General features: G+C 64.6%; 22 protein-coding genes. 10 read left to right on the top strand and 12 right to left on the bottom strand.

All coding sequences use genetic code 11. From position 1 onward, the window contains the following. Positions 1–169: 169 nt before the first annotated feature. Positions 170–2,107, bottom strand: a complete 1,938-nt coding sequence (locus ACVOMB_RS10370; protein WP_481531092.1) for a transglycosylase SLT domain-containing protein — start codon at positions 2,105–2,107, stop codon at positions 170–172. Between the two features lie 179 nt (positions 2,108–2,286). Here ACVOMB_RS10370 and ACVOMB_RS10365 point away from each other — a divergent pair, with 179 nt between their 5' ends. Next, positions 2,287–2,697 carry an ExbD/TolR family protein gene (locus ACVOMB_RS10365; protein ID WP_481531091.1) on the top strand — a complete coding sequence of 137 codons (411 nt, stop codon included), beginning with the start codon at positions 2,287–2,289 and terminating at the stop codon, positions 2,695–2,697. A gap of 162 nt (positions 2,698–2,859) precedes the next feature. After that, entirely contained in the window at positions 2,860–3,735 is an 876-nt protein-coding gene (locus ACVOMB_RS10360; protein WP_481531090.1) for an EamA family transporter, read from the top strand. Between the two features lie 8 nt (positions 3,736–3,743). Here the strand turns inward: ACVOMB_RS10360 and ACVOMB_RS10355 are convergent, their stop codons facing one another. The 4 genes from ACVOMB_RS10355 to ACVOMB_RS10340 all read right to left on the bottom strand — a co-directional run bounded on the left by ACVOMB_RS10355 (position 3,744) and on the right by ACVOMB_RS10340 (position 7,029). Then, positions 3,744–4,481: an endonuclease/exonuclease/phosphatase family protein gene (locus ACVOMB_RS10355; RefSeq protein ID WP_481531110.1), complete on the bottom strand. Its 738-nt coding sequence runs from the start codon at positions 4,479–4,481 to the stop codon at positions 3,744–3,746. 71 nt (positions 4,482–4,552) lie between these two features. Further along, positions 4,553–5,371, bottom strand: a complete 819-nt coding sequence (locus ACVOMB_RS10350; protein ID WP_481531089.1) for a thiol:disulfide interchange protein DsbA/DsbL — start codon at positions 5,369–5,371, stop codon at positions 4,553–4,555. Between the two features lie 130 nt (positions 5,372–5,501). After that, the gene (locus ACVOMB_RS10345) at positions 5,502–6,149 is read right to left on the bottom strand and encodes a thiol:disulfide interchange protein DsbA/DsbL (protein WP_481531088.1); all 648 of its coding nucleotides are present in this window, start codon (positions 6,147–6,149) and stop codon (positions 5,502–5,504) included. A 94-nt stretch (positions 6,150–6,243) separates the two neighbouring features. Beyond that, a complete protein-coding gene (locus tag ACVOMB_RS10340) occupies positions 6,244–7,029 on the bottom strand; it encodes a c-type cytochrome (protein WP_481531087.1) in 786 nt (261 codons plus the stop codon). 173 nt (positions 7,030–7,202) lie between these two features. Between ACVOMB_RS10340 and yihA the strand changes: the two genes are divergently transcribed. Both yihA and ACVOMB_RS10330 read left to right on the top strand, forming a co-directional pair. After that, positions 7,203–7,844, top strand: coding sequence for a ribosome biogenesis GTP-binding protein YihA/YsxC (gene yihA, locus ACVOMB_RS10335; protein ID WP_481531086.1), 642 nt, complete (start codon positions 7,203–7,205; stop codon positions 7,842–7,844). Between the two features lie 34 nt (positions 7,845–7,878). Beyond that, positions 7,879–8,043: a hypothetical protein gene (locus ACVOMB_RS10330; protein ID WP_481531085.1), complete on the top strand. Its 165-nt coding sequence runs from the start codon at positions 7,879–7,881 to the stop codon at positions 8,041–8,043. Between the two features lie 72 nt (positions 8,044–8,115). On the opposite strand, the gene ACVOMB_RS10325 is transcribed toward ACVOMB_RS10330, so the two are convergent. The 3 genes from ACVOMB_RS10325 to ACVOMB_RS10315 form a co-directional block, all read right to left on the bottom strand. Beyond that, entirely contained in the window at positions 8,116–9,090 is a 975-nt protein-coding gene (locus tag ACVOMB_RS10325; RefSeq protein ID WP_481531084.1) for an MBL fold metallo-hydrolase, read from the bottom strand. A gap of 100 nt (positions 9,091–9,190) precedes the next feature. Beyond that, the gene (locus ACVOMB_RS10320) at positions 9,191–10,024 is read right to left on the bottom strand and encodes a helix-turn-helix domain-containing protein (RefSeq protein ID WP_481531083.1); all 834 of its coding nucleotides are present in this window, start codon (positions 10,022–10,024) and stop codon (positions 9,191–9,193) included. 3 nt (positions 10,025–10,027) lie between these two features. Beyond that, positions 10,028–10,726 carry a VIT1/CCC1 transporter family protein gene (locus ACVOMB_RS10315; RefSeq protein WP_481531082.1) on the bottom strand — a complete coding sequence of 233 codons (699 nt, stop codon included), beginning with the start codon at positions 10,724–10,726 and terminating at the stop codon, positions 10,028–10,030. 203 nt (positions 10,727–10,929) lie between these two features. On the opposite strand from ACVOMB_RS10315, the gene ACVOMB_RS10310 reads away from it, so the two are divergent. The 3 genes from ACVOMB_RS10310 (at position 10,930) to ACVOMB_RS10300 (ending at position 13,597) form a co-directional block, all read left to right on the top strand. Next, positions 10,930–12,294 carry a glutamate--cysteine ligase gene (locus ACVOMB_RS10310; protein WP_481531081.1) on the top strand — a complete coding sequence of 455 codons (1,365 nt, stop codon included), beginning with the start codon at positions 10,930–10,932 and terminating at the stop codon, positions 12,292–12,294. A gap of 134 nt (positions 12,295–12,428) precedes the next feature. Beyond that, entirely contained in the window at positions 12,429–13,067 is a 639-nt protein-coding gene (locus ACVOMB_RS10305) for a glutathione S-transferase family protein (RefSeq protein WP_481531080.1), read from the top strand. Between the two features lie 11 nt (positions 13,068–13,078). Next, entirely contained in the window at positions 13,079–13,597 is a 519-nt protein-coding gene (locus ACVOMB_RS10300; RefSeq protein ID WP_481531079.1) for a DUF6265 family protein, read from the top strand. 66 nt (positions 13,598–13,663) lie between these two features. Here ACVOMB_RS10300 and ACVOMB_RS10295 read toward each other — a convergent pair whose 3' ends face one another. Continuing rightward, positions 13,664–15,304, bottom strand: coding sequence for a tetratricopeptide repeat protein (locus ACVOMB_RS10295; RefSeq protein WP_481531078.1), 1,641 nt, complete (start codon positions 15,302–15,304; stop codon positions 13,664–13,666). Between the two features lie 337 nt (positions 15,305–15,641). Here ACVOMB_RS10295 and bla point away from each other — a divergent pair, with 337 nt between their 5' ends. Further along, entirely contained in the window at positions 15,642–16,526 is an 885-nt protein-coding gene (gene bla / locus ACVOMB_RS10290; protein WP_481531077.1) for a subclass B3 metallo-beta-lactamase, read from the top strand. A 206-nt stretch (positions 16,527–16,732) separates the two neighbouring features. On the opposite strand, the gene ACVOMB_RS10285 is transcribed toward bla, so the two are convergent. Then, on the bottom strand, positions 16,733–17,434 hold the full coding sequence (locus ACVOMB_RS10285; protein WP_481531076.1) for a LytR/AlgR family response regulator transcription factor: 702 nt from the start codon (positions 17,432–17,434) through the stop codon (positions 16,733–16,735). Continuing rightward, the gene (locus tag ACVOMB_RS10280) at positions 17,422–19,131 is read right to left on the bottom strand and encodes a histidine kinase (RefSeq protein WP_481531075.1); all 1,710 of its coding nucleotides are present in this window, start codon (positions 19,129–19,131) and stop codon (positions 17,422–17,424) included. Before ACVOMB_RS10280 ends, ACVOMB_RS10285 begins: the two co-directional genes overlap by 13 nt. 180 nt (positions 19,132–19,311) lie before the next feature. Here ACVOMB_RS10280 and ACVOMB_RS10275 point away from each other — a divergent pair, with 180 nt between their 5' ends. Both ACVOMB_RS10275 and ACVOMB_RS10270 read left to right on the top strand, forming a co-directional pair. Then, positions 19,312–20,898 carry an alpha/beta fold hydrolase gene (locus ACVOMB_RS10275; RefSeq protein ID WP_481531074.1) on the top strand — a complete coding sequence of 529 codons (1,587 nt, stop codon included), beginning with the start codon at positions 19,312–19,314 and terminating at the stop codon, positions 20,896–20,898. A gap of 304 nt (positions 20,899–21,202) precedes the next feature. Then, on the top strand, positions 21,203–22,309 hold the full coding sequence (locus ACVOMB_RS10270) for a serine hydrolase domain-containing protein (protein WP_481531073.1): 1,107 nt from the start codon (positions 21,203–21,205) through the stop codon (positions 22,307–22,309). On the opposite strand, the gene ACVOMB_RS10265 is transcribed toward ACVOMB_RS10270, so the two are convergent. Then, entirely contained in the window at positions 22,293–23,882 is a 1,590-nt protein-coding gene (locus ACVOMB_RS10265; protein ID WP_481531072.1) for a winged helix-turn-helix domain-containing protein, read from the bottom strand. The genes ACVOMB_RS10270 and ACVOMB_RS10265 overlap by 17 nt on opposite strands. Positions 23,883–24,012 lie beyond the last annotated feature (130 nt).

Below are 24,012 nucleotides of genomic sequence, written 5' to 3'. Positions count from 1 at the left end.
CGGCGTAGGCCGCGAAGCCGGCAATGCTGGAAGGCCTCAAAAGCCAACCCCTCCCCAACCATCCGCTTCGCGAAGGGGAGGGGGCTGTAGTGCCGAGCCATGCTCGGCAGGAGGCGTTACCGGTAAAACCCCTGCCGAGCATGGCTCGGCACTACAGATATCGCGGTTGCTACTGGCAGCTGAAGGCTTTGCGCGCGCCCTGGGTCTTGCCGACCATGCGGTCGCTCAGGGTCAGGGCGTCGTTGTTGAGGCGCCAGTCGTAGATCACGCTGAAGGCAAGCACGCGCGCCACATACTCGCGGGTTTCCTTGTAGCTGATGGTCTCGATCCAGAAGTCCGGGTCGTAGTTCGGGCGCTGGCTCTGCCAGCGTGCGGTCGGGGTGGGGCCAGCGTTATAGGCGGCGATGGTGACGTAGGGCAGGCCGTTGTACTTGTCCATCAACTGGCGCAGATACGCGGTGCCGATGGCGATGTTGGTGTCCGAGTCGTACAGGCTGTCCGCACCGCCATAACCGCTCAAACCAATACTCTTGGCCACGCTGGCGCCGGTGGCCGGCAATACCTGCATCAGGCCCATGGCATTGGCAGGCGAGCGTGCATTCGGATTGAAGATGCTCTCGGCGCGGATTTCGGCCGCAATCCAGGCCGGGTCCAGCGCATTGCGGGCAGCTTCACGGCGGATCGTGTCGTCGTGGTGCAGCGGGAAGCGCAGGTTGTACAGGCGCATTTCCTGTGGGCCTTTCAGCGCGAATACCGCGCGATCGAACCAACCGTTGTTGCTGGCCACTTCCACGGCAAGGCGGCGCTGGCTGTCGTCGAAACGCGACAAGGCTTCGGCCCATTCGCGTGCAGCCCAGCTCGGGCGTTCGATCTTGAACAACTCGATTGCGCGCACCAGTGCCGGGTCGCGGGCGACGGCGGTCTTCGCCGCTGCACTGTCGCCAGGATTCCAGGGGCACAGGTTGTAGGGCTGCTTGAGCTTGTCGGCGGCCAGGAAGCCGTGGAAGGTTGGCTCGCTGGCGGCGGCGCGATACAGCGCGGTGGCGTCGGCGGGCTTGCCGGTCTTTTCCAGCAGGCGGCCCTCGAACCAGCGCCAGCGCGAATCGTTGCGCTGGCTGGCCGGCATCTTGCGGATGGCGGTCAGTGCCGCCGGCCAATCACCACGTGCCATCGCCTCGCGGGTGCGCCATTCGTGCAGGCGTTCGTCATAGGCCGATTCCGGCACGGCGGCCAGGCGTCGCGCCGAGTCCGGCAGATAGGAAGCCACCGTCCACAGTGCGATCTCGTACAACACCTGGCCTTGCTGCTCGGCGCTCAGGGCCAGCGCCTGCGCGTATTGCGGCAGCTGCAGCTCGGCGGCGCCGGGGTCGGCCTTGGCCAGCTTCTGCAGGCCATCGACGGCGATGCGGCGGCTGCGTTCGTTCTTCGGCCAGTTCAGGGCGCGCGCGTCGGGTTTGTCGACGAAGGCGGCGTAGTCATTGGCCTGGGCAAGCTCGGTGACGGGCAGGCCGCGTGCGGCGGCGCGCATCACCGCTGGCTGCTGTGCGTCGGCAGCAGCGTCGATGCGTTCCCAGCGCAGCGCTGGGGTCAGGCCGCCGCGGCTGGCGAGGACTGCAAACACCGGATCACAGCCATCGGGCAACGACTTGCCGGCGCTGCGCCACAAAGACTGGGCGTCGCTGGTCCATTGTGCATCGGCCTTGCCGGTGGCTTGCCGTGCATTGAGCTCGGCACAGCGCAGGCCGGGGTCGGTGCTGGTTTTCCAGTTGGCCAGCAAGGTCGGCCAGTCCTGGCGGCGGGCCAGCGCCGGCAACCATGCAGAGCGGAAGCTCTCGGCCACGGCCTGGCCCTGGTAGCGCTTCAGGAAGTCCTGTGCCTGCGTAGTCGGCAGCGTGTCGATGTTGCGGCGCAGGGCGCTGAACTCCAGCCAGCCGTACAGCGGGTGACTGCGCAGCGGCGCGGTCGCGTTGGCATCGAACTGCCCGCGCTCGGCGTTGTCGATGGCGGTGCGCATCGCGGTGCGTTGTGCATCCAGGTTCTGGGCTTGGACGCAGGCGCTGAGCAGCGCGGCGAGGGTAGCCAGAGGCAGCAGGAGGATTTTATTCATGGCAGAAGGATAACGGCCGCAGCGTCAACGGCAGAGCAGCAGCCCGACCCGGACATGAACAAGCGCGTCGCTCACGCGCAAAATGGAAGCTGAACGGAAACCGGCGCATTGCCGGAAACCCTTGGAAGCAGGCGTAGCTTCGGTGACGAGGCAGCCGGCCTCGCCCTGGGGGAACTGGAATGGCATTCAGTGCAGCAGGCAATAGCGGGCGTCCATTGGCCGATATCAACGTGACCCCGCTGGTCGACGTGATGTTGGTGTTGTTGATCATCTTCATCGTGACCGCGCCGATGGTGTCGGTGCCGATCCCTGTCGATCTGCCACAACACAGCAACAAGATCGTGCAACGAGTCGAGCCGCCACCGCCGATCGAGCTGCGGGTGGACGCGGCCGATCAGCTGTACTGGAACGGTGAAGTGCTGGCGATGAATGACTTGCAGGCGCGGCTGCAGGCGCAGGCCGATCTGCATGTCGGCAACCTGCCGGAGCTGCGTATCTATGCCTCGCCGGATGCGCAGTACCAGGTGATGGCAAAAATTCTTGCGGCGGCCAACAATGCCAAGATGCAACGCATCGCCTTCATCCAGTAAGTAACGCGCTGTGACGGGCATCAGCCACCCCACGCGGTGGCTGATGCTTCAGCTGGCGTCGGTTGTCATCGTGTTGCCCCGTGGTGTCGTAGCGTCAGCTGATCAGTCACAGTGTTCCATCCGGTCGCGGCGTTCGTGCCGTGGGCCGAATACACTAGCGCCATGCAAAATTCCCGATTCGCATCGCTGTTGCCGGTGCTGGCGGTACTCGGCTCGGTGACCTCGTTGTCGATCGGCACGTCCTACGCCAAAAACCTGTTTCCCAATATTGGTGCGCAAGGCACCAGCGCGTTGCGCGTGGGCTTTTCGGCGCTGTTCCTGTTGCTGCTGTGGCGGCCGTGGCGCTGGCATACCAGTCGCGCCGATGGCGCGGCGATCCTGCGCTATGGCTTGACGCTGGGGCTGATGAACCTGTTGTTCTACATGGCGCTGCGCACGATCCCGTTCGGGATTGCCGTTGCCATCGAGTTCACCGGTCCGTTGGCGGTGGCGATGTTCTCCTCGCGGCGGCCGATTGATTTTGTCTGGGTCGGCTGTGCGCTGGTCGGGCTGGTGTTGCTGTTGCCACTGGATGGCGGCCAGGCGCTGGACCCGGTCGGGGTCATGTATGCCTTGGGCGCTGCATTCTGCTGGGCGCTATACATCATCTACGGTAAGCGCACCGGCCATCTGCATGCCGGCCACAGCGTGTCATTGGGCTTGCTGGCGGCATCGCTGGTGGTGGTGCCGGTAGGCGTGGCACATGCCGGCATGGCGCTGCTGGAGCCGAAGATCCTGTTGGCCGGTTTCGTGGTGGCGGTGGTGTCCAGTGCCATCCCGATGTCGCTGGAAATGATGGCGCTCAAGCGCCTGCCCAAGGAAACCTTCGGCATCCTGATCAGCATGGAGCCGGCAGTGGCGGCACTGTGGGCGTTGCTGTTGTTGCACGAGCACCTGACCGGCCTGCAATGGCTGGCGATTGGCTGCACGGTGGTGGCGTCGGTAGGTAGTACCTTGACCGCGCGGCGGCGGCCACCGCCTGCAGCGGTTGCAGGCTGAGCCTGAGCTCAGCGCAGGCTGTCGGCGGGTACTTCGACTTCCATTTCAACGGCCAGATGATCCGAGTGCGCGGCGGGAACGGCGCGGGTGTCGAGCATCTTCAGGTTGTCGGAAATCAGAATGTGGTCGATGGCGCGGTCCGGCCCCCAGCTGGGGAAGGTCGGTACCAGGCAGCTCGGCGGCTGCAGCCGGGTCTTGTGGTACAGCACGCGCATTTCCGGGCGGTCGGCCATGCAGTTGAAGTCGCCCATCAGTACCGCGTTGGGATGGTCGGCCAGCAGGTCGGAAATGAAGTCCAGCTGTGACAGGCGCGAGCCGGTGCCCAGTGACAGATGCGCCACCGCCACGGTCAGGCCTTCCTTGCCATCGCCATAACGCGCCAGCAGCACGCCGCGGCCACCGATGCGGCCGGGCAGGGCGTGGTCTTGTACTTCGACTGGTTCCAGCCGGCTCAGCAGGCCATTGGCGCTGGAGGCCACGCCGCCCATGCGGCGGTTGGGCTGGTGTGCCCAATAGTTGAAGCCTGCCCGTTCGGCCAGGTAATGGGTCTGGTTGGTGAAGCCCGAGCGCAGGCTGCCCGGATCGGCTTCCTGCAGGCCGACGATGTCGCGGCCGCTGGCCAGTTTGGCAATCGCGTCCAGGCTGGAGCGCTTCTGCCCTGCGGGCAAGGCGTGCGACCAGCTACGGGTCACGTAGTCGCTGTAGCGGCGGGTGCTGGAGCCGGCCTGGATATTGGCGGTCAGCAATCGCAATGTCTGGGTAGGGGATTTCACGGCGGGTCGAACTCAAGGGCCTCGTTGCCGAGGCCCTTGATACCTCACTTGGCGTTGGCGGCGCGTTCGCGCGCGATCAGGTGGTCGGCAATGCGGAGCATGTCTTCATAGCCCTTGCCCTTGACCAGGTACTTGCCGTTGATGATCAGCGACGGGGTACCGGCGATCTTGCTGCGCTGGGCGAACTGCTTGCCGCGGTTGACCTTGGCGGCAACGCCGAAGCTGCCCATGGTGTCAGCGAAGGTCTTGGGATCAACGCCGTACTTGCCGTAGAAGTTGGCGATGTCCTGGACCGAGTCACTGCCGCGCTCGCCCTTCAGGGTCTGCTCGATGTGGATGGCCGAGTACAGCGCGTCGTGGGTCTTTTCCTGCACGCCCAGGGTTTCGGCGGCGTAGAAGGCGCGCGCGTAGTTGTCCCAGGTACCGCCAAAGGCGGCCGGCACGTAGACGAAGCTCACGTCCGAGGGCAGGCCGGCCTTCCACGAGCTGATCAGCGGCTGGAAGCGGGCGCAGGCCGGGCAGACATAGCCGAAGATCTCAGCCACTTCGACCTTGCCGGTAGCCGGCTGGAACGGCTGGCCACCTTCGATGGCGACATAGTCGGTGCCGGCAACCGGCTCCGGGCCAACCAGGCGCGCCTGTGCCGGGACCGGGGTTGCCGGAGCGGCGTTGGTGGCAGCCGGTGCGGCGGCAGCACCTTCAGCGGCGGCACCTTCAGCGGCCGGGGCCGGGGTGGTAGCCGGAGCGGCTTCGGTAGCAGCCGGGGTTGCCGGAGCAGCGGTGTCAGCAGTGCCATCCTGGGCTTTGCAGGCAACCATCAGCGGCAACAGGGCGGTCAGGGCCAGGGCGAAGCGGATCTTCATCGGGAGGGATCTCCAGCAGGGTGTGTTTGGGGCACCGGGCAGTGGGACTGCAACCGGCGCGCGCAGGGACGCATTATGTGCGTATTCGGCTGAACAGGTGACCCGGCTCAGCCGGGCTTCAGCGGAGGTTTCAGCGACGGCTTGCGCCGCTGCGTTCGCGTGCTACCAGGGCACCGGCAATGCGCAGGGTGTCATCAAAGGTCTTGCCCTTGACCAGGTATTTGCCGTTGACGATCAGCATCGGCGTGCCGGTGACCTTGACCCGCATGGCGAAGGCGCGGGCGTTCTTGACCTTGTCATCCACCTGCTGGCTGCGCAGGGCTTCGACATAACGCTGCGGCTGCACGCCGTACTGGGAATAGAAGGTCGCCAGCTCATCGGGCGAGACGTTCTGCGCCGGCAGGCTGCCCTGCTCATGCAGGGCTTTGAATACGTCGGCATGGCTGCGCTTGAGCACGCCGACCTGTTCGGCGGCATAGAAGGCACGCGCGTAGGAATCCCAGTAGCCGCCAAATGCTGCCGGAACCAAGGTGAAGCGCACATCGGCCGGCTGCTTGGCGACCCAGGCTTCCAGCAATGGTTCAAAGCGAGCGCAGTGCGGGCAGGTGTAACCAAACACCTCGACAACCTCGATCTTGCCGGCCAGCGGCGCGAACGGGCCCGGCTCAGCGACGAGCTCGTAGTCGTCGCCTTCGACCAGTGCGGTAGGGGAGGCGGCACAGGCCGACAGTGGGGCTATTGCCAGCAGCATCAGCAACAGTCGGGGGAACAGCTTCATCGTGGGGAGTCTCCGTTGGAAAAACAGACGCCGACCTTACGGCCGGCGTGTCTGCATGGTGCAGTTGCCGGGTCGCCGGAGCGACCGGCGGGTATCAGGGTTGCGCGGCGGCGGTGGCTACCGTTGCATCGTTGGCTCGATCATGCAGACCTTGGACGTAACTGGCCAGCGCCTGGATCTCCTGCCCGGTCAGCGCGTGGCTGATCTGGGCCATGATCTTGAATTGCGCGGCGTCGGCCTCGCCGGTCTGACCAGATTGGTAGCGCTGCAGACGTTGCGCGACATAGCCGGCATGTTGGCCGCCGATATGTGGATAGGCGGGGCCCGGGTTACCTGCACCGGTCGGGCCATGGCAGGCGATGCAGGCGGGGATGTTGCGGCTGGCGTCGCCACCGCGATAGAGCTTCTGGCCGATTTCGAAGAACTTCATGTCCTTGTACGGGCCTTCGCTGACCACGGCGTCATCGGCCACACCGGCACCCGATTTCTGGGTAGCGAAGAAGGCGCCGATATCGCGCATGTCCTGCGGGGTAAGCCCTTCCAAGAACGGCAGCATCGCGGCGACTGCACCCTCGTTGCGCTGGCCGCTGGCGATCAGGGCCATTTCCTTGGCGATGTAGCGCTCGCTCTGCCCGGCCAGGCGCGGATAGATTTCCACGGCCGAGTTGCCGTCGGCACCGTGGCAGGCCGCACAGGTAGACGCTTTGGCCTCGCCGGCCTTGGCATCACCGGGTTTGGTCTTGCTGAAGTCGATCTCCAGCGAAGCGGTTTGTACAGGCGCATTGTCCGGCACGGGGGTAACCGAGCTTTGGGCAAAGGCGACGGCGGCAATTACGGGGACTACCAGTGCTGCAACGGCAAGAACACGAGCATGGCGCATGCTGAAGCTCCGTGTGGACCGGGCCGGGCGGGGCTTTCCGCCGGCATCGCCCGGATTATCAACGGCGTTTTGCGGCACGGTCAACGCAGCAGTGCAGCAAAATCGGCCGGATCGGTGGTCCCGGGACAGCGGCCAAGCCGACGCGCGGCGTCGCAACATGCGATCCTATGCATATGTCATTGCTCATCGAACGCGCCCGTTACCACCTTTCCGCCCACAATTCCCGGCAATTGCCGCCGGATCTGGGGGCCGAAGTGGCATTTGCCGGTCGCTCCAACGCCGGCAAGTCCAGCGCGCTCAACGCGCTGACCCGCCAAAATTCCCTGGCCCGCGTCTCCAAGACCCCCGGCCGCACCCAGCAGCTGGTGTTCTTCGAGGTAACCCCCGAGGCGCACCTGGTCGATCTGCCCGGTTATGGTTACGCCAAGGTGCCGCTGGACCTGCAGGCCCACTGGCAAGCGTTCATCGACCAGTACTTCCGCACCCGCAATGCCCTCAAGGGCCTGGTGGTGGTGATGGATATCCGTCATCCACTGAAGGACTACGACCGGCAGATGCTCGGTTATGCGGTACAGCGCGGCCTGCCGGCGCATGCGCTGCTGACCAAGGCCGATAAGCTTGGCCGTGGTCAGCAGATGCAGACGCTGAAGAAAGTACGCAGCGACCTGCACTCGATTTTCGGCGAGACGGTCAGCGTGCAGACCTTCTCCGGCGAATCGCGCCAGGGCGTGGACGAAGCCCGCGGCATCATCGGCGGCTGGCTGGGCTTGAATCCGCCGGTAGCGGAAGGCGCAGCGCCTGTAGGAGCGGCGTAAGCCGCGAAGCTGATGGTCTATCAGACCTGAGTGCATGGAAAACGCCGCCTTGATCAGGGCGGCGTTTTTGTTTTTGTGGGTTTTGCTTGTTACTGGATCCGAAGCCAAAGCCAAAGCCGAAGCCAAAGCCAAAGCCGAAGCCAAAGCCGAAGCCAAAGCCAAAGCCAAAGCTGCCCTCACCCCTACCCCTCTCCCGTAAACGGGAGAGGGGACAGCCACAGCCACGGCAACAGCCACAGCAACAGCCACAGCCACAGCCACAGCCACAGCGTTACTTCAACGGCGAAAACTCCGCCGGTACCCACGCAAACGCCTCACCCTCACGGCGCACATGCCCCAGACCCGGGAACGGCAGGTGCGCACCGGCCACCCACCAGCCCTTGTCGGATGCTTCCGCCATCAGCCGGCGACGGCTGGCAATGGCAGCGCTACGGTCGCTGTCGGCTTCAAATGCGGCGTCCGGCTGGGCGAATTGCACTGCATGGAAGTGCACGATGTCGCCCCACACCAACAACTGCTGGCCGTTGCCACCCTCAAGCAGATAGGAGACATGGCCGGGGGTATGGCCGTGACTGTCCACTGCCGTGATGCCTGCCGGCAGGCGCTCGCCGGGAGCGAACTCGTGCAAGGTGCCGGCGGCCACATAAGGCGCCACCGCGGTGCGCGCCAAGCCAAACGCAAACCGCAGCGGTTGCGGGGCGGTGGCCTCGCTGGCCGGGTCCAACCAGTAGGCCGCGTCGGCTTTTGACAGCCACACCGTCGCCTTCGGGAAGGCCGCTTTGCCCTGCGCATCGAGCAGGCCACACATATGATCCGGGTGGGCGTGGGTCAGCAGCACGTCATCCACTTCGGCCGGGTCGTAACCGGCGGCACGCAGGTTGCTCAGCACTTGACCCAGGCCGATACCTGCGCCGAAGCATTGCGCGGTGCCGGTGTCGATCAAGCTCAGATGATCGCCGCGTTGCACCAGATACGCGTTGACCGCGGTCTGCAAGCCTTTGCCATCTTCCGGTACATAGCCATGCTCAAGCAGGCGGGTGACCGCGCCGGGATCAACGCCGACCAGCTGCTGACGGCCCAGTGCCACTGCGCCGTCAAACAAGGCGGTTACCTGCAGTTCGCCGATCTGCTGGTGATAGACACCTGCAACCTGCTGCTGCACGACATGCGTGCTGCGCGCCTGGGCCGTGCAACTGACGGCCAGGATCAACAAGGCGGCAAAACGGTAGTGGGGGCGGATACGCATGGGGGTTCCTGCAAGGACGGCTATGCCGTGGGACCTTCATGCTGCGCCGGGGCGCGGCTGCGTTTCGCTCACAATGGCGCGCGAAACGCTCGCGCCGTGATCAGCTGTTGCCGATTGCCGCAGGCTCCAAGCCATAGCGCGCGGCAAAGCGTTTGTTGAAGCTGCCCAGAGAGCGATAACCGGCGCGCGCTGCCACGGTCTTCAACGGTAGTCGCGTGGTGTAGAGCAGCTGCATGGCATGCGCCAGCCTTGCATCGACCACCAGCTCGCGCACGCTGAGTTGTTCGTTGGCCAAGCGCCGGCGCAGGGTGGCACCACTGAGGCCCAGGTGCGATTCGAAATCACGTGATTGCCAATCACGCTCTGGCTGTGCAGCAACCAGGTCGCGGATACGATCGCCCAGGCCGGGTTCGGGCGCGGCCAGCAGGCTGCCATGGCCGCGCCGGCAGAACGCCACCACCAGCGCGGCCAGGGCCAGTCGTGCTTCGGTGTACTGGCCGTGCTGCAATGCCTGCCGCCATTGCAGCAGGGCGCCGCTATGTTCGGCCAAAGACAAACGTGCCAGCGCGTGGCCTGCATCGGGCAGGGCGTCAGTCCACAAGGCGCGCGCCGCGGCCAGCACTTCCGGGCATAGCGGCACGATGGCACTGAGATACAAACCACTGTGCGGATCGGGAATATTGACCACGTCAATGCGGCTGCGGCGGGTGATCAGGAACAGATCGCCAGGGCCGAATTCCAGCGATTGCTGCGCGGTGCGGGCCTGCTTGCGTCCCTGTAGCAGGATGGCGAACTGTGGTTGCGGGATGTCCACCGAACTGGCGCCGTGTTCGCGGCGCGCGGTGATGCAGGCATAACCTTCGGCACGCTGGCAGTCGACCAGCGAGGCCAGCTGGGCCAACAAGTTGCTGGTTGTATCGGCTTGGGCGTTCATCGCTTACACCGTGATCTGGAACAGATGGCCGATGGCGGCGGCTGCGCCCATCGCCAATGCGCCCCAGAACACTACCCGCAGCGCGCCGCGCAAGGCTGGCGCGCCGCCAGCCCGTGCCGCCAATGCGCCGGTGATGCCCAGCCCGACCAGAGTGGCGGCAGTGGTTACCTCCGCCACCAGTGCGTGTGGAGCCAGCAGCGCGGTCAGTACCGGCAGCGCCGCACCGACGATGAAAGCGCTGGCCGAGGCTGCCGCCGCCTGCAGCGGCCGGGCCCGCAGTTCCTCGGTGATGCCCAGCTCATCGCGCGCATGGGCGGCGAGGGCGTCGTGGGCGGTGAGCTGCTCGGCAACCTGCTGGGCCAGCTCAGGGCTGAGCCCGCGGCGACGATAGATGCCGGCCAGTTCCTGCAGCTCGCTGTGCGGGTCTTCGTGCAGCTCGCGCCGCTCCATGCTCAGGTCGGCATGTTCGGCATCGGCCTGTGACATCACCGAGACATATTCGCCGGCCGCCATCGACATGGCACCGGCCACGGTGCCGGCAATGCCGGTGGCCAGGATGGTCGAGGCGCTGGCGCCGCCAGCTGCCACGCCAACCACCAGGCCGGCGACCGAGACGATGCCGTCGTTCGCACCCAGCACGGCGGCGCGCAGCCAGCCGACGCGGTTTGAACGATGGGTTTCACTATGGTGGGCGCGACTCATGCCTACAGTGTAGGACCAGTGCCCAGTCAGCCGCGGAATGACTCGCAAGTGCAGCTCCGGCAGCGGTCAAGTCTGCTTTTTTAGGACGCTGAAAACCGCTGCCGTGACACGATGGCAATGTGTGCCGATATATAGTGCGCCCTTGCGATGGCGGGGGCTGGCCCCCACCTTCCCGCCCTGACCAGAATTCTGCGAGCCTGCCCTTGTCGAGCCCGAGCCACGTCGCTGATACACCCATCACCCACCGCGACCAGTTGGTCCAGAGCATCGCGTCGGGCGAAAAACCCAAGTCGCAATGGCGGATCGGCACCGAGCACGAGAAGTTCGGGTTCCGCCTGGATGACCTGCGTCCGCCCACCTTTGAAGGCGAACGCGGCATCAATGCGGTGCTCGATGGGCTGACCCGCTTCGGCTGGGAGCCGGTGCTGGAGAACGGCAATACCATCGCGCTGCTGCGTGATGGTGCCTCGGTGAGCTTGGAGCCGGCCGGGCAGCTGGAGCTTTCCGGCGCTGCGTTGGAAACCCTGCACGAAACCTGCGTGGAGACCGGCAGCCATCTCAACGAGGTGGCGCAGGTGGCCGGTGAGTTGCAGCTGGGCTTCCTCGGCATGGGCTTCCAGCCCAAGTGGGCACGTGCGGACATGCCGTGGATGCCCAAGGGCCGCTACCAGATCATGAAAAGTTACATGCCCAAGGTCGGCTCACTGGGCCTGGACATGATGACCCGCACCTGCACCACCCAGGTCAACCTGGATTACGCCAGCGAAGCGGACATGGTGAAGAAGTTCCGCGTGTCCTTGGCCTTGCAGCCGATTGCCACCGCGCTGTTCGCCGACTCGCCGTTCACCGAAGGCAAGCCCAACGGTTATCTGAGCTACCGCTCGCATATCTGGACCGACACCGATCCTGACCGCACTGGCATGCTCGACTTCGTGTTCGAGGATGGCTTCGGTTACGAGCGCTATGTCGACTATCTGTTGGACGTGCCGATGTACTTCTCTTACCGCGACGGTATCTATCACGATGCCAGCGGGCAGAGCTTCCGTGATTTCCTGGAGGGCAAGCTGCCGGTATTGCCGGGCGCGTTGCCGACCCTGCGCGACTGGTCGGACCACACCACGACGGCGTTCCCGGAAGTACGGCTGAAGAAATATCTGGAAATGCGCGGCGCCGACAGCGGCCCGTGGAGCCGCATCTGCGCGCTGCCAGCATTCTGGGTTGGCCTGTTGTATGACGAGACCGCGTTGAATGCAGCGTGGGACCTGGTCAAGGACTTCAGTCTGGCCGAACGCAACGTGTTGCGCGATGGCGTGCCCAGGCATGCGATGAACCTGCCGTTCCGCAACGGCACGGTGCGTGACCTGGCCCGTGAGGCCTTGGCGATTTCGTACGATGGCCTGCGCCGTCGTGCCGCGCTCAACGCCGATGGTCAGGATGAAACGCGCTTCCTGGATGTGCTGCAGGAGATCGTGGATTCGGGCAAGACCGCGGCCGAGCGCAAGCTGGAACTATTCCATGGCCGTTGGAATGGCAGCGTGGATCCGTTGTTCGGCGAGTTTGCGTACTGATTGAGGCGGGCAATCGAGCTGAGGTTGGAAGTTCAGCCTTCTCCTTCGCTCTTTTGCTGTCATTCCCGCCAACGCGGGAATGACAGTACTGGCGCAATTGCTAGACTGCGGCCTCATCCTCCGGAGGCAGGCACATGAGCAGCACGGCAGAAGAAATCGTCTTCTATACCAACCCGATGTCGCGCGGGCGCATCGTGCGCTGGATGCTGGAGGAGTTGGGCCAGCCGTATCGCACGGAAGTGCTGGAGTACGGCCAGAGCATGAAGGGCCCGGCTTTCCTGGCCATCAACCCGATGGGCAAGGTGCCGACCATCGTCCATCGAGGTGTGGTGGTGAGCGAGGCTGCGGCGATCTGCGCCTATCTGGCCGATGCATTTCCGGCAGCTGGGCTGGCCCCTGCGCTGGATGATCCTTTGCGTGGCAGCTACCTGCGTTGGCTGTTCTTTGCCGCAGGACCGGTGGAAGCCGCTGTCAGCGCCAAGGCCCTGGGCTTGCTGGCGCCGCTGGAGAAAGCAGGCACCGTGGGCTACGGCAGCTTCGAGCAGACCATTGATACCCTGGAGCAGGTTGCCGCGTCGGCATCGCCGTGGCTGCTAGGCGAACAATTCACCGCCGCCGATGTCTATGTCGGCAGCCAGATCCTGTGGGGGCAGATGTTCAAGAGCATGCCTGCACGTGATGCGTTTGCTGCTTATGGCGAGCGCCTGCGTGGTCGCGAAGCGTGGCAGCGCGCCTCGGCGCTGGACGATGCCTTGATTGCACCGCGCGGCTGAGCATGCGCTGGATGCGGCTCCCGCTGAGTGGGAAACGTGGGCCGATCTGCAGAATCGCGCGTCCTCTTTTCCTGTCGATGCTGCTGTTGGCCGCGATGCCAACTGCAGCGGAGGTGGAGCAGGGTGCGGACACACCGATAGCGGCGTTTCATTGGTTGCTCGGACAGTGGACGCGGGTTGATCTGCCGGCCGGCCGAAGCGGCGACGAACTGTGGCGGGCGCAGGACGCAGCACTCGTCGGTGTAGGCAGCAGTTATCGTGATGGCGTCCTGCGCTTCCGCGAACAGCTGCGGATCGTCGCCGAGGGCGACGATGTGTTTTACGTGGCCGATGTCCCGGGCAATCCCGCTCCGGTAAAATTCAGGATGGTCACGCGCGACGTTCAGTCTGCCGTGTTCGAGAATCTGCAGCATGACTACCCGCAGCGGATCGCCTATCGCCGTCATGGCTCACGTCTGATCGCAACGACCTCCGGCAACGGGCGTGAAGAAAATTTTTTGTTCGAGCGCGCGGACGCGCCCGCCAGATAGGGGCAGCGTCCATGCAGCTCGTACTCGGGCCGGTGGCTGACCAAGCCCGAGATCAGTGCGATGTGTTCAATAGCGCGCAGCAGTCAATGGAGCATCGGCCCACTGCCATGCAGCGGCTTGCTGGCGTTTGCTCTCGGCAGCGGCATCGGTCTGGCCCAAGGCCTGTTGCGCCTGCGCCAAGCCATACAGCGACCAACCATTGAGCGGATAGGTCTTCAGATCCTGATTGAAGGCTTCGGCGGCTGCCTTGGCATCGCCTGCCTCCAACAGCGCGGCGCCAAGATAGGTGCGCACGGATAGTGGCCAGTCGGCGGGCTCGTTGTAGGCCAAGGCATCTTCGGCGGTCGCGGCTTCTCGCAGGGCGCTGATCGCTTCGCTGTGCTTCCCCTGCGTGCGCAGCAGTTCGCCACGCAACAATGCATCGGCCACATGCAATACGTTGTCGGCATGATTGATGTCGAAGAAACTGACTTCTGCCATCGCCGTATCGGTTGCGATTGCATGCAGCGCTTCGGCTTCGCGGGCTGCTTGGTCCAATGCGCCCTTGCGTGCATGTGCCATGCCGCGGGCGAAGTGGCGGATCGCAGCGGAATAGGGAAGTTCGGCAGCAGTGCTGCTGTCGGCGAGGATGCCATCCCAATCGCCGAAGCGGACCTGGGTGAGTAGCGGCGTCACCACGAACTGCTGCATGAACTGCATCGGCGCCTCGCCCATGGCCGCGCGATCCGCCCGATCCGCGGTCTGCTTGGCAGCCTGCATGGCCAGCGTGCGCGAGCCGGTCAGGCCGGTGGTCATGGTGGCGAAATGCCAGTTGTGCGGCACATAGCCCAACGGATACACGCCATTGCTGCCGCGGCAGACAGCAAGGAAGTCCTTGTCGGCGGTGGTTGCGGCCAGGTTGGTCATGGTTGCATCGTGGTAGCGGCCAGTGCGGATGTAGATATGCGCGGGCATATGCACCAGATGACCGGAACCGGGAGCCAATGCGGCCAATGCATCTGCGTAAGGCTCGGCGCGTTTGGGCTCGGGCGAGGATTCCATTGCGTGGATGTAGTAGTGCATCGCACCTATGTGGCGCGGATTGCGTGCGAGTACCCGCTCCAGTTCGCCCACCAATGTCTGCGTGAACTCAGCGGGCTTGCCGCCCTGCCAGTAGGCCCACGGCGAGAGATCCATCAAGGCCTCTGCGTACATCGTGGCGGCATCATCGTCTTCAGGGAACTTCGCGACCACCGCAGCCATCGCATCGGCGTAGTTGCGGTCCAGCTGCTTGCGGTCTTCCGGTGCCGGATCGGCGTAGCGCTTCTGCAGTGCCTGGATCAAGGCCTGATCCACAGGTCGCGCGCTGGCTGCCAAGCTGGCCGCTCGCGCTGCGAAAGCGGTCGCATCTTTGGCGGCAGCCGGGTCCATCGGCAGGTTGATGTTCGGCCCAAGCACCAATGCCTGGCCCCAGATACACATGGCGCAGCTTGGATCCAGGTGCGCGGCCTCGGCGAACGCACGTCCGGCAGCCTCATGGTTGAAGCCATAGGCCAGACGCAGGCCTTGGTTGAAGTAGCGCTGTGCCAACGGCACCTTGCTGCCGATGTCGCGATGCAGGTCGCCGAAGGTTTCGAACAGCGGTAAGTCGCTGGCATTGGTTGCCGGTGCTTTTTCCGCGACTGTATTTGGCTTGTTGGAGGAATCGCAGGCGGATAGCGTTGCCATGGCAAGCAGGGGCGGAAGCAGCAAGGACAAGGATCGACGGATCATTGTGGCTTCTCGGGGCGGATGGACGCGAAGATACTGCTGGCCGCAAGTTGATGGCGATACGAAGTGGTGAAAACGCCGTAAAAATTGTCGACCGGAAAACTGCAATTACAGTGCGCTACGAACGTTGGCCGTCAATTGCCAGGTTGCTGGGTGCTTGGCACGTTTCGTGCCGAGCCAGGCGCAGTTGGGCGCCAAGACCCAGAAAAAACTCATGCCTCCGCCCAGTTCTACGCGTTTGTCGCATACGCCTGCGCAGCGCACAGTTCCTGCACATATCAGACAAGGTGCGCAGATGATGCAGAAGCAGGGGATTCGTTGGGGATTGCAGGTGGCGGCATTGCTGGTTTCCGGAGTGACGGCGGCGTCCGCGTTGGCAGGCCCGCCGGCGGACTGGTCGGTGCCGATCAAGCCGTTTCATATCGTCGACAACATCTATTACGTAGGCACGGAGGGACTTGCTGCGTACCTGATTGTGTCGGAGCAGGGTGCGATCCTGCTCGATGCGCCGTTCGCTGCCAATGCTGAGCAGATTGAACGCAACATCGAGAGCATCGGCGTTCCTCTTCATGATGTGCGGCTGCTGCTCAGCAGTCACGCCCACGCCGATCATGTTGGAGCGATGGCGGCACTCAAGCGGGACACCGGTGCGCGCTATCTCGCCAGTGCAGGTGATCGCTGGGCACTGGAGAATGGCAGGAACCAGGGTGACAACAACTACGGCGTCCATCCCTTCGATCCGATCAAGGTGGACCAGATCGTCAGTGAGGGGCAGAAGGTCCGCTTGGGTGATATCGAACTGACCGCGCACCTCACACCTGGGCACACCGCCGGTTGCACCAGCTGGAGCATGATGGTGAATGATCGCGGCACGCCGCGCGAGGTATTGTTCCTGTGCAGCATCACGGTTGCTGGCAATACCTTGGTCGGCAATCGCAGCTATCCGGGTATCGTCGAGGACTTCCGCGCGACCTTCGCCAAACTCGGCGCGATGCACGCGGACATCGTCTTGAGCGGCCATCCGGATACCGCTGGCATTCTTGAACGACAAGAACGACGCACGAGTGGTGACCAGGATGCATTTGTTGACCCGGGCCTGCTTGCACGCTTGGTGGACGAGCACAAAGCAGATTTCGAAGAGACGCTGAGCAAGGCTGGCTCACCAACAACGCGCCCTTGAGCGGAGGCTGGAGACTTCAGAGCCGACTTCACTCTGGTCGTAAAATTTCTGCAGGACCATGTAGCCCGGGTAAGCGCAGCGCACCCGGGATTCTCCGTTATCTCTACCGTAGATGCGAGCGCAGGCGCTCCATCGACGATCTGCACTGCCCCGGGTGCGCTGCGCTTGCCCGGGCTACGGAACTCGCTCCCATACCGTTGCGTGGTTCACTCAAGCGCAAGCGCCTGGCGCAAGCCGGCAACATGAGCACGCCCGACCGGCAACTCAGCACCACCGTTGAGCACCAACCAGTAGCGACTGCCACTACCCGAATGCAAGGTGCTGATGTGGCGCAGGTTGACCAGATAGGAACGGTGGCAGCGGATGAAGTCCGGTGGTAGTACCGCACTGAGTCCAGCCAGGGATTTGTCGTGCAGCTCGCTGCGCCCGTCGCGCATGCGTAGCTCGCTGTAGTCGCCATCGGCACGGATCCACTGCACATCGGCGAGTTCAACCAGCGCCGTTCCCTGCGCGCGCCAGATGCCGAGATAGCGTGCGCGGCCCGAGCTGTAGCGGCCTACATCCAGCAGCCGTTCCAGCGATTGGCCCAACCGTTCGCGCGAAAATGGCTTTGGTACAAAGTCGAGTACGCCGTGCTCGAAGGCCTGCAGGGCGCGTTCGCGATGGGCGGATACGACTACGCAGTGATAGCGGCCGGCGACCGCGCTGCGCAGCAGGTCGAATCCATCTTCGCCACCGAGGTTGAGGTCCAGCAGCAGGCCGTCGTAAACGCTGCGCTGCAATCTATCGCCGGCCGCGTCGAGGTCGGCTACCGCATCGAAGCGGGCGCGGGCGCCGGCCAGTTCAGCGCACAGGCGCAACAGGCGCTGGCGCACCAGCGGTTCATCTTCGACGATCAATATGCGCATGTAAGCTCGATCCGGCTGCACCAGTCGGCGCCATCGGCGCCTTGGCTGTAATGCCAGCGGTTGGGATGGGAGGCGGCCAGGCTGGCTTCGATGTAGCGGGTGCCGGTGCCTTGGCCGCGATGTGGTGCAGAGCCGCGCGCACTGCGCAGCTCCAGAATCCAGTGTTGGTTCTCGCGCTGCACGCGCAGGCGGAACGGGCGCTGTGCGCAGGCCACCGCGCCGGCATGGGTCAAGGCATTCTCGACCTGTGCATGCAGCACGCCGGGTGGCAGCGACAGCTGCAGGTCGTTGGCGTCGACTTCCAGGGTCATCGGCTGATCCAAGGCCTGGCCGACGATATCCAGATGGTTGCGACACAGGGCCAATTCTTCGCTGAGCGGAACGCTCTGGCGGCTGCTGCTTTCGCGCAGGCGGTCGAACTGCTCGGCCAGCGATTCGACCAAGCGGCTTGCCTTTGTCGGGGCTTGTTCGATCAATTCCTGCAAGCAGGTGAGGGTGTTCATCAGCCAGTGCGGCTGGATACCTCGTTGCAGCAACTGCAGTGACAGGCTTGCACGTTCTTCGCGCAGGCGTGCGTTGTGCAGGTCCAACGCACGCACCTGGGCAGCGTGGCAGAGCAGCAGGAAGCCCATCAGCACGGCGAGCAGCAGGAAGTAGGGGCCATCGAGGAATGCCCCGGGGGCAAACAGCAGGGCCAGCACGCCGGCCACCAGCAGGGCCAGGATCGGCCAGCGTTCTTCGCGTTCGCCACGGGCGCGCAGTAGCAGCGCAGCCGAGGCTAGCAGGCTCAGCAGCAAGGCCAGCGCCGAGCGGCTATCGAAGCTGGGCAGCAGCACGGCAGTCATCAGCAGTGCGGCTAGGTAAGCGATGCTCAGGCCCTTGGGCACGACAACGCTGTAGCGTCGGGCGAGGTAGGCGGGCAGCAACATCGCGGCGGCCACATGCAATACCAGCAGCGCATACAGGCGTAGGCCGTGCCATGGATAGAGGTAGCCGAGCAACGGGCGCCATCCTTCGACCACCGGCAGTGCAATCCCAACCGCGCACAGAGCGAGCAGCAGTCGCCCGCCAGGCATCTGCGGGCGGCCGCGCTGCAGCGCAAGGAAGTACAGGCAGGCCGCTGCGAGCGCGCCAGTAGCAAAGGCAGCGATCAGCCAGGGCAGGACGACGCGCTGGTACAGCACCGCGGCCGGCGCTATCGCGACCAGGGCGTCCGCGCTGTACAGGCCGAACGGCTGATGATGGCTGGATGCGAGCACCAGCAGTTCGTCGGTGCCAGTGGGTGAGGACGGTGGCAGTACGCGGGTGATGTCGACCTGGCCGGGTTGCTCCAGCGCGGCGGTGGTGCCTACGACGCCATTGCCAGCCAGCGGCTGGCCGTTCCAATAGAGTTGACTGGCACCACGCAAGGACAGGCGAAGTGCGCGGCCGCCGTCGTCCGACTGCGTGCTGGCTGGCGATTGCCAGCGCAGCCAATACGGGCCGCGCCAGCTGGCCAGCGTTTGTTGATCGATCGGTTGCCAGTTGATGTCTGCGGGCGGGGAGGTCGGCAAGCCGCCCGTCGTGCTCACGCTGGCCGGCGCCATCTCTCCGCTCAGCACTTGCACGGAGTTGACGTCACGCAGCAACACGGCCAGCCACGCGGCGACCGCGAAGACCAGCACGGCCAGTACGCTGAAAATTCGTAGGATCGGCATGTGCCTATCGTATCGGCTGCGCGGAGACGCTGGGCGGTGAGTTGGAGCTGTTCGGCGGACGCGCGCCCCGCAGGCGCCGTTGAGCGATGGATGCTGGCTCCGTGGCGAGGGCAACGGGAGGTTTCTCCGGGTTGCCGAGGCCACGGCAACACCCACCTTCCCACCTGGTCGGAGCCCACCATGTCCAGCAACTCTCTGTCTGTTTCCAATGCTAGCCGTCCTTGTCTGCAGTCCTTGGCGGCTCCTTCAAACGCATCGCTTGTCGCCGCGCATCAACACGACCCTGGCGCAGTGCCTGCGGTACATAAGGGGAAGCTGGGACGTGCCGGCCGCTTGTTGGTGCTGTGTATTGCGCTGGCCTGCGCCTCGCCGGTGCTGGCCAAGGACTCGGTTGCACCGCTGGTGTTTGCACCCTATGCAATGCAGACCAAGAACAACGGCACCATCGCCACCGAAGAGGCCTTTCTCGAAGTCCCGCGTCGCCACAGCGAGCCGAACGGACCGCGCATCCGCCTGCGTGTGGTGCGCCTGCCGGCGACCGGTGGCGATGGCCGCAATGCCCCGGTGGTCTATCTGGCCGGTGGCCCGGGTGGCTCTGGCTTTGGCACCGCGCTCGGCCCGCGCTGGCCGGTGTTCGACCGGGTCCGCCGCGAGACCGACGTGCTGCTGCTCGACCAACGTGGCACTGACTTCTCCGAGATGCCACCCGAATGCCCGCACGAGCAGAAGTTCGATGACGCCAAGCCGCTGCAGCGTGACGCGGCCCTGGTCGGAATAAAGGCCGCACTGGCCAGCTGCCTTGCTTTCTGGAAGGACGCCGGGGTTGATATGGGCGCCTACACCACCGCCGAGAGCGCCGACGACATCGAGTACCTGCGCAAGGCGATGGCGCTGCCCAAGTTGAGCTTGTGGGGCATGAGCTACGGCACACACCTGGCGCTGGCCACCGTGCGCCGGCATCCGGACAGTCTTGAGCGCGTTGTGTTGATGGGCAGCGAAGGCCCGGACGACACGCTCAAGCTACCGCTGGCTGGCGACGCCTTGTTGGCCGACTTGGCGGTCATCGCCAAGAAGGATGGCTTCGAGGATCTGCAGGGTTCGGCGCAGCGCGTGCTGGCCAAGCTGCGGCAGCAGCCGGGGCAGGGCAGCAGCCCGATGCATAAGGGCAGGAAGGTGACCATCGGCGAGTTCGATGCACAGATGGCGATCGCGATCGCACTTGGCCGCCGCTCCACCCAGCGCATGCTGCCGCTGGCGCTGCGCGAGGCCGAGGCAGGCAACTACGACCTGCTCGGTGGCATCGCCTTGATGGTGCGTGAAGGCCTGGGCGGCTGGCGCGCCATGCCGACGGCGATGGATGTGGCCTCCGGGCAGAGTCCGCAACGGCGCGCGCTGGCCGCAGCACAGGCACGCCAAAGCCTGCTCGGCGATGCCTTGAACTTCCCGTTCCCGGAGGCTGCTGATGGTCTGGGCATGCTGGATCTGGGTGAGGCCTTCCGTGCACCACTGCGTAGCGACGTGCCGGTGCTGTTCATCAGCGGCACGCTCGACGGCCGCACCCCGCATGCCAATGCCCAGGCGCTGCTGCCTGGCTTCAGCAAGGGCAAGGAACTGCTGGTGCGTAGCGCAAGCCATGACAACGAGATGTGGGTGGGCAACCCCGCCATCGCCGACAACATCGCCGGTTTCCTGGCCGGGCGTGGGCTGAGTGCGGAAGAGCTGGATGTGCCGCTGCCGGTGTTCATCACTGACCGGTCCGCGCTGTAGTTGAAGGGCCAAGCTGGGGTCAGGGTTGGGTTTCAAGGAAACCCGACGCTGGCCCCGGCTTTCGGATCTTTGTGGGAGCGGTGTAAACCGCGAAGCAAGCACATGATCAGATGCCATGGTGCAGATGTTCGAGCGACGTCGGCTTCGCGGCTTACGCCGCTCCCACAAATCCAATAGACCTGCTGCCGCATCTTTGGTTTCGCCAAGTTATTGATCGCGAAAGACTTCATAAATCTTCATACAGGCATCAGGTGTTTCATTCGCGGAAATGTTCGGCTGGGCGCTCTACCCATGGAGCACCCCGATGTCATTGCTGATCCGCTTTCCCTTGTTTGCCGCCCTGCTGCTGAGCACAGGCTCGGTCGTTGCCGCAGCGCCGCCCGTCAGCGATGACTGGATGCTCGCCGAACCTGCCACGCATGGCTTGGATGCCGCCCGCTTCAGCGCGCTGGATGCTGCCATCAACAGCGGCCAGGCGCCGGATACCACCAGCGTGCTGGTGGTGCACCGGGGCGCGCTGGTCCACGAGGCCTACTTCAACGGCGCCGAGCGCAGCACCCTGCACAACACCCGCTCGCTGACCAAAAGCGTGACTGCGATGCTGGTGGGCGCGGCCATCGACCGCGGCCTGATCAGCGGGGTCAACGCGCCAGTGCTGGGTTTCTTCCCGGAGCGGACGCCGGCCCATCCGGGCGCGTTCAAGAGTGCGATCACGGTCGAAGACCTGCTGACGATGAGCGCGCAGTGGGAATGCGACGACAACAATGAGTACTCCGCTGGTCACGAGGAGCGCATGTATGTCAGCGCCGACTGGACCGGCTTCGCCCTGGACCTGCCCGAGCGCGGCTATGCGTCGTGGAACAAGCGGCCGGCAGATAGTCCGTACGGGCGCGCCTTCGCCTACTGCACGGCCAACTCCTTCATGCTCGGTGCCATCGTCGAGCGGGTCAGCGGCATGCCATTGCAGCGCTTCGCCGCCGAGGTGCTGGAGCGGCCCTTGGGAATCGGGAAGTCGGTCTGGAACCGTTCGTCCGAAGGCGTCGGCATGGGCGGTGGCGGTACCGAGTACCGCAGCCGTGACCTGGCCAAGCTGGGCCAGCTGATCATCGATGGTGGGCGTTGGAAAGGTCAACAGGTGCTGCCTGCGGCCTGGACCCGGGCGATGACCGAGGTGCGCGCGCAGACCCCGTTCGATGCCGACTACGGCTACCAGATCTGGCGTTTTCCATTCACTGCGGGCGGCAAGCCGGTGCATGCCTGGGCGATGTCCGGCAATGGCGGCAATGCCGTGTTCGTGGTGCCGGAGAAGCAACTGGTGGTTGTGGTGACGCGCACCCGCTTCAACCAGCGCGGCATGCACCAGGAAACCCAGAAGCTGCTGCAGGACTACATTCTCAGCGCGCTACCGTAACCGCCTGGGCATCGGCTGGCAGCTGACCGGAGGCGATGATTCGTGCCCGGTCGGCGGCCACGGCTGCTTCCATCGACTGCAGCAGCGGGGTGAAACCGGAATCCTTGCGAAGCTCGGCAAACAACGGTGACACCCGCAGATAGCTGGCATTGCGGTAACCGGCGGTTACCGCCGCCTGCAATGCCATCAATGCGGCGTGCCGGTCGCCTGCCAGATCCGCCATCAAGCCGGCCTCGATCCCATCGAAGGGGTCGCTGCCTTGTGCAAGCCCGGCCTGCAAGGCGGCCGAACGCGCCAGCAGTTCCTCTGCAGCCGGCTTGGGCTCGGCGCCGGTGATCCAGGCGAGGGTGGTTGGCAGGCTGGCCTGTGGCCGCAGTGCCCGCGCACCTTGCACCGCAGTTTGCGCGGCAGCGATGTCGCCCCGCTGCAGTGCCAGCTCCGTGGCCAGCAGATGCAACGAGGCATGTTCGGTACGGCGGGCGAAGGCCTCATCCAGCGCTGCCTGCGCTTCGCCGGGGCGGCCGTGCTCGTAAAGGAAGGTAGGCCAGGCGATGTTGGAGAACACGTTGTCCGGATACAGCTGGAAGCTGCGCCGGTAACGCGCCTCCGCTGCTGCGGAATAGCCCAGCAGATCGAGATTGGACGCGACCTGCAGTTCCCAGAAGCGCACGCGCTCGGGTGCGCGTACGGCCAGATTTGCAGCCAATGCATCACTCAAGCGACCTTGGCGCGCGTACAGATAGGCCGCCGAGGCGCGGCTGGCATCAGCGCTCGGGTCCAGTTGCACTGCACGCTCATAGGCGGCCAACGCTGCTTCAACCTCGCCACGGCAATCGTGGGCATAGCCCAGCGCCGCATGCGCAGCCGCCAGCTTCGGCTGGCGCGCGATCACCGCCTGCGCCAAACCCAGTGCCTGCTCGGTGTCCTCGTTGCTGCCGTTGTACAGGCAGGCGCGCGCAGCCTGTGCTCGCGCAATGCCGAGCTGTGCCCGCACATCATCGGGAGCTTCCTGCAGACGTTGGCGATAAAGGGCGAGGGCGCGCTCGTTGTTATCGCGCTGGCCGATGCCTGCATAGTAGTCCGCGCGCTGCAGTAGCGGCGAGGTGGTTGCAGCATCCGGGGCTGGCCATTGCCAGTAGAGAACACCAACTGCGATCAGCAGCAGCGCAGTCGTTGCGAGAATGATCCAGCGGCGGTTGGGGCCTGGCAACGAAGCAACTGCAGCCGCCGCTTCCTCAATAACGGGCTCGCTGCACAGCTGGTAGCCCTTGCCGCGCACCGAGCGCAGATAACGCGCCTGCCGGCCGTCATCACCCAAGGCTTGGCGGAGTAGGCGCACGCGTTGGGTCACGGTTTCTTCATTGACGATTGCCGGTGCCCAGATGTTGGCGATCAATGCATCAAAGCCGACCACCTGGGTGCCCCGGGTCAACAGGTAATGCAGCAGGCGAAAGCTGAGCCCGGTGACATCCAGCACTTGGCCATCGTCACGTACTACACGCTGCCGCGCTACATCAATGCGCAGGTCATCCAGGCGGTAGTGTTGGGGCGCGTTGGCGGGTGAATCAGACATGGGGGAGCGGCAGGCTGTTGCCATGCTTGCCTGGGTGGCGTAGCCCGACAGTGGTACTGATGATCCGTCCTGTGCGGTGGAAACAGCTGGTTGGGCAGGCGATTTCTTTACGCCATAGGGAAAAGCGTAC

The organism is Stenotrophomonas sp. STEN018 (assembly GCF_056760235.1).
The sequence above is the reverse complement of the archived record's forward strand: the minus strand, read 5'-3'. Positions and strand labels throughout refer to the sequence as shown.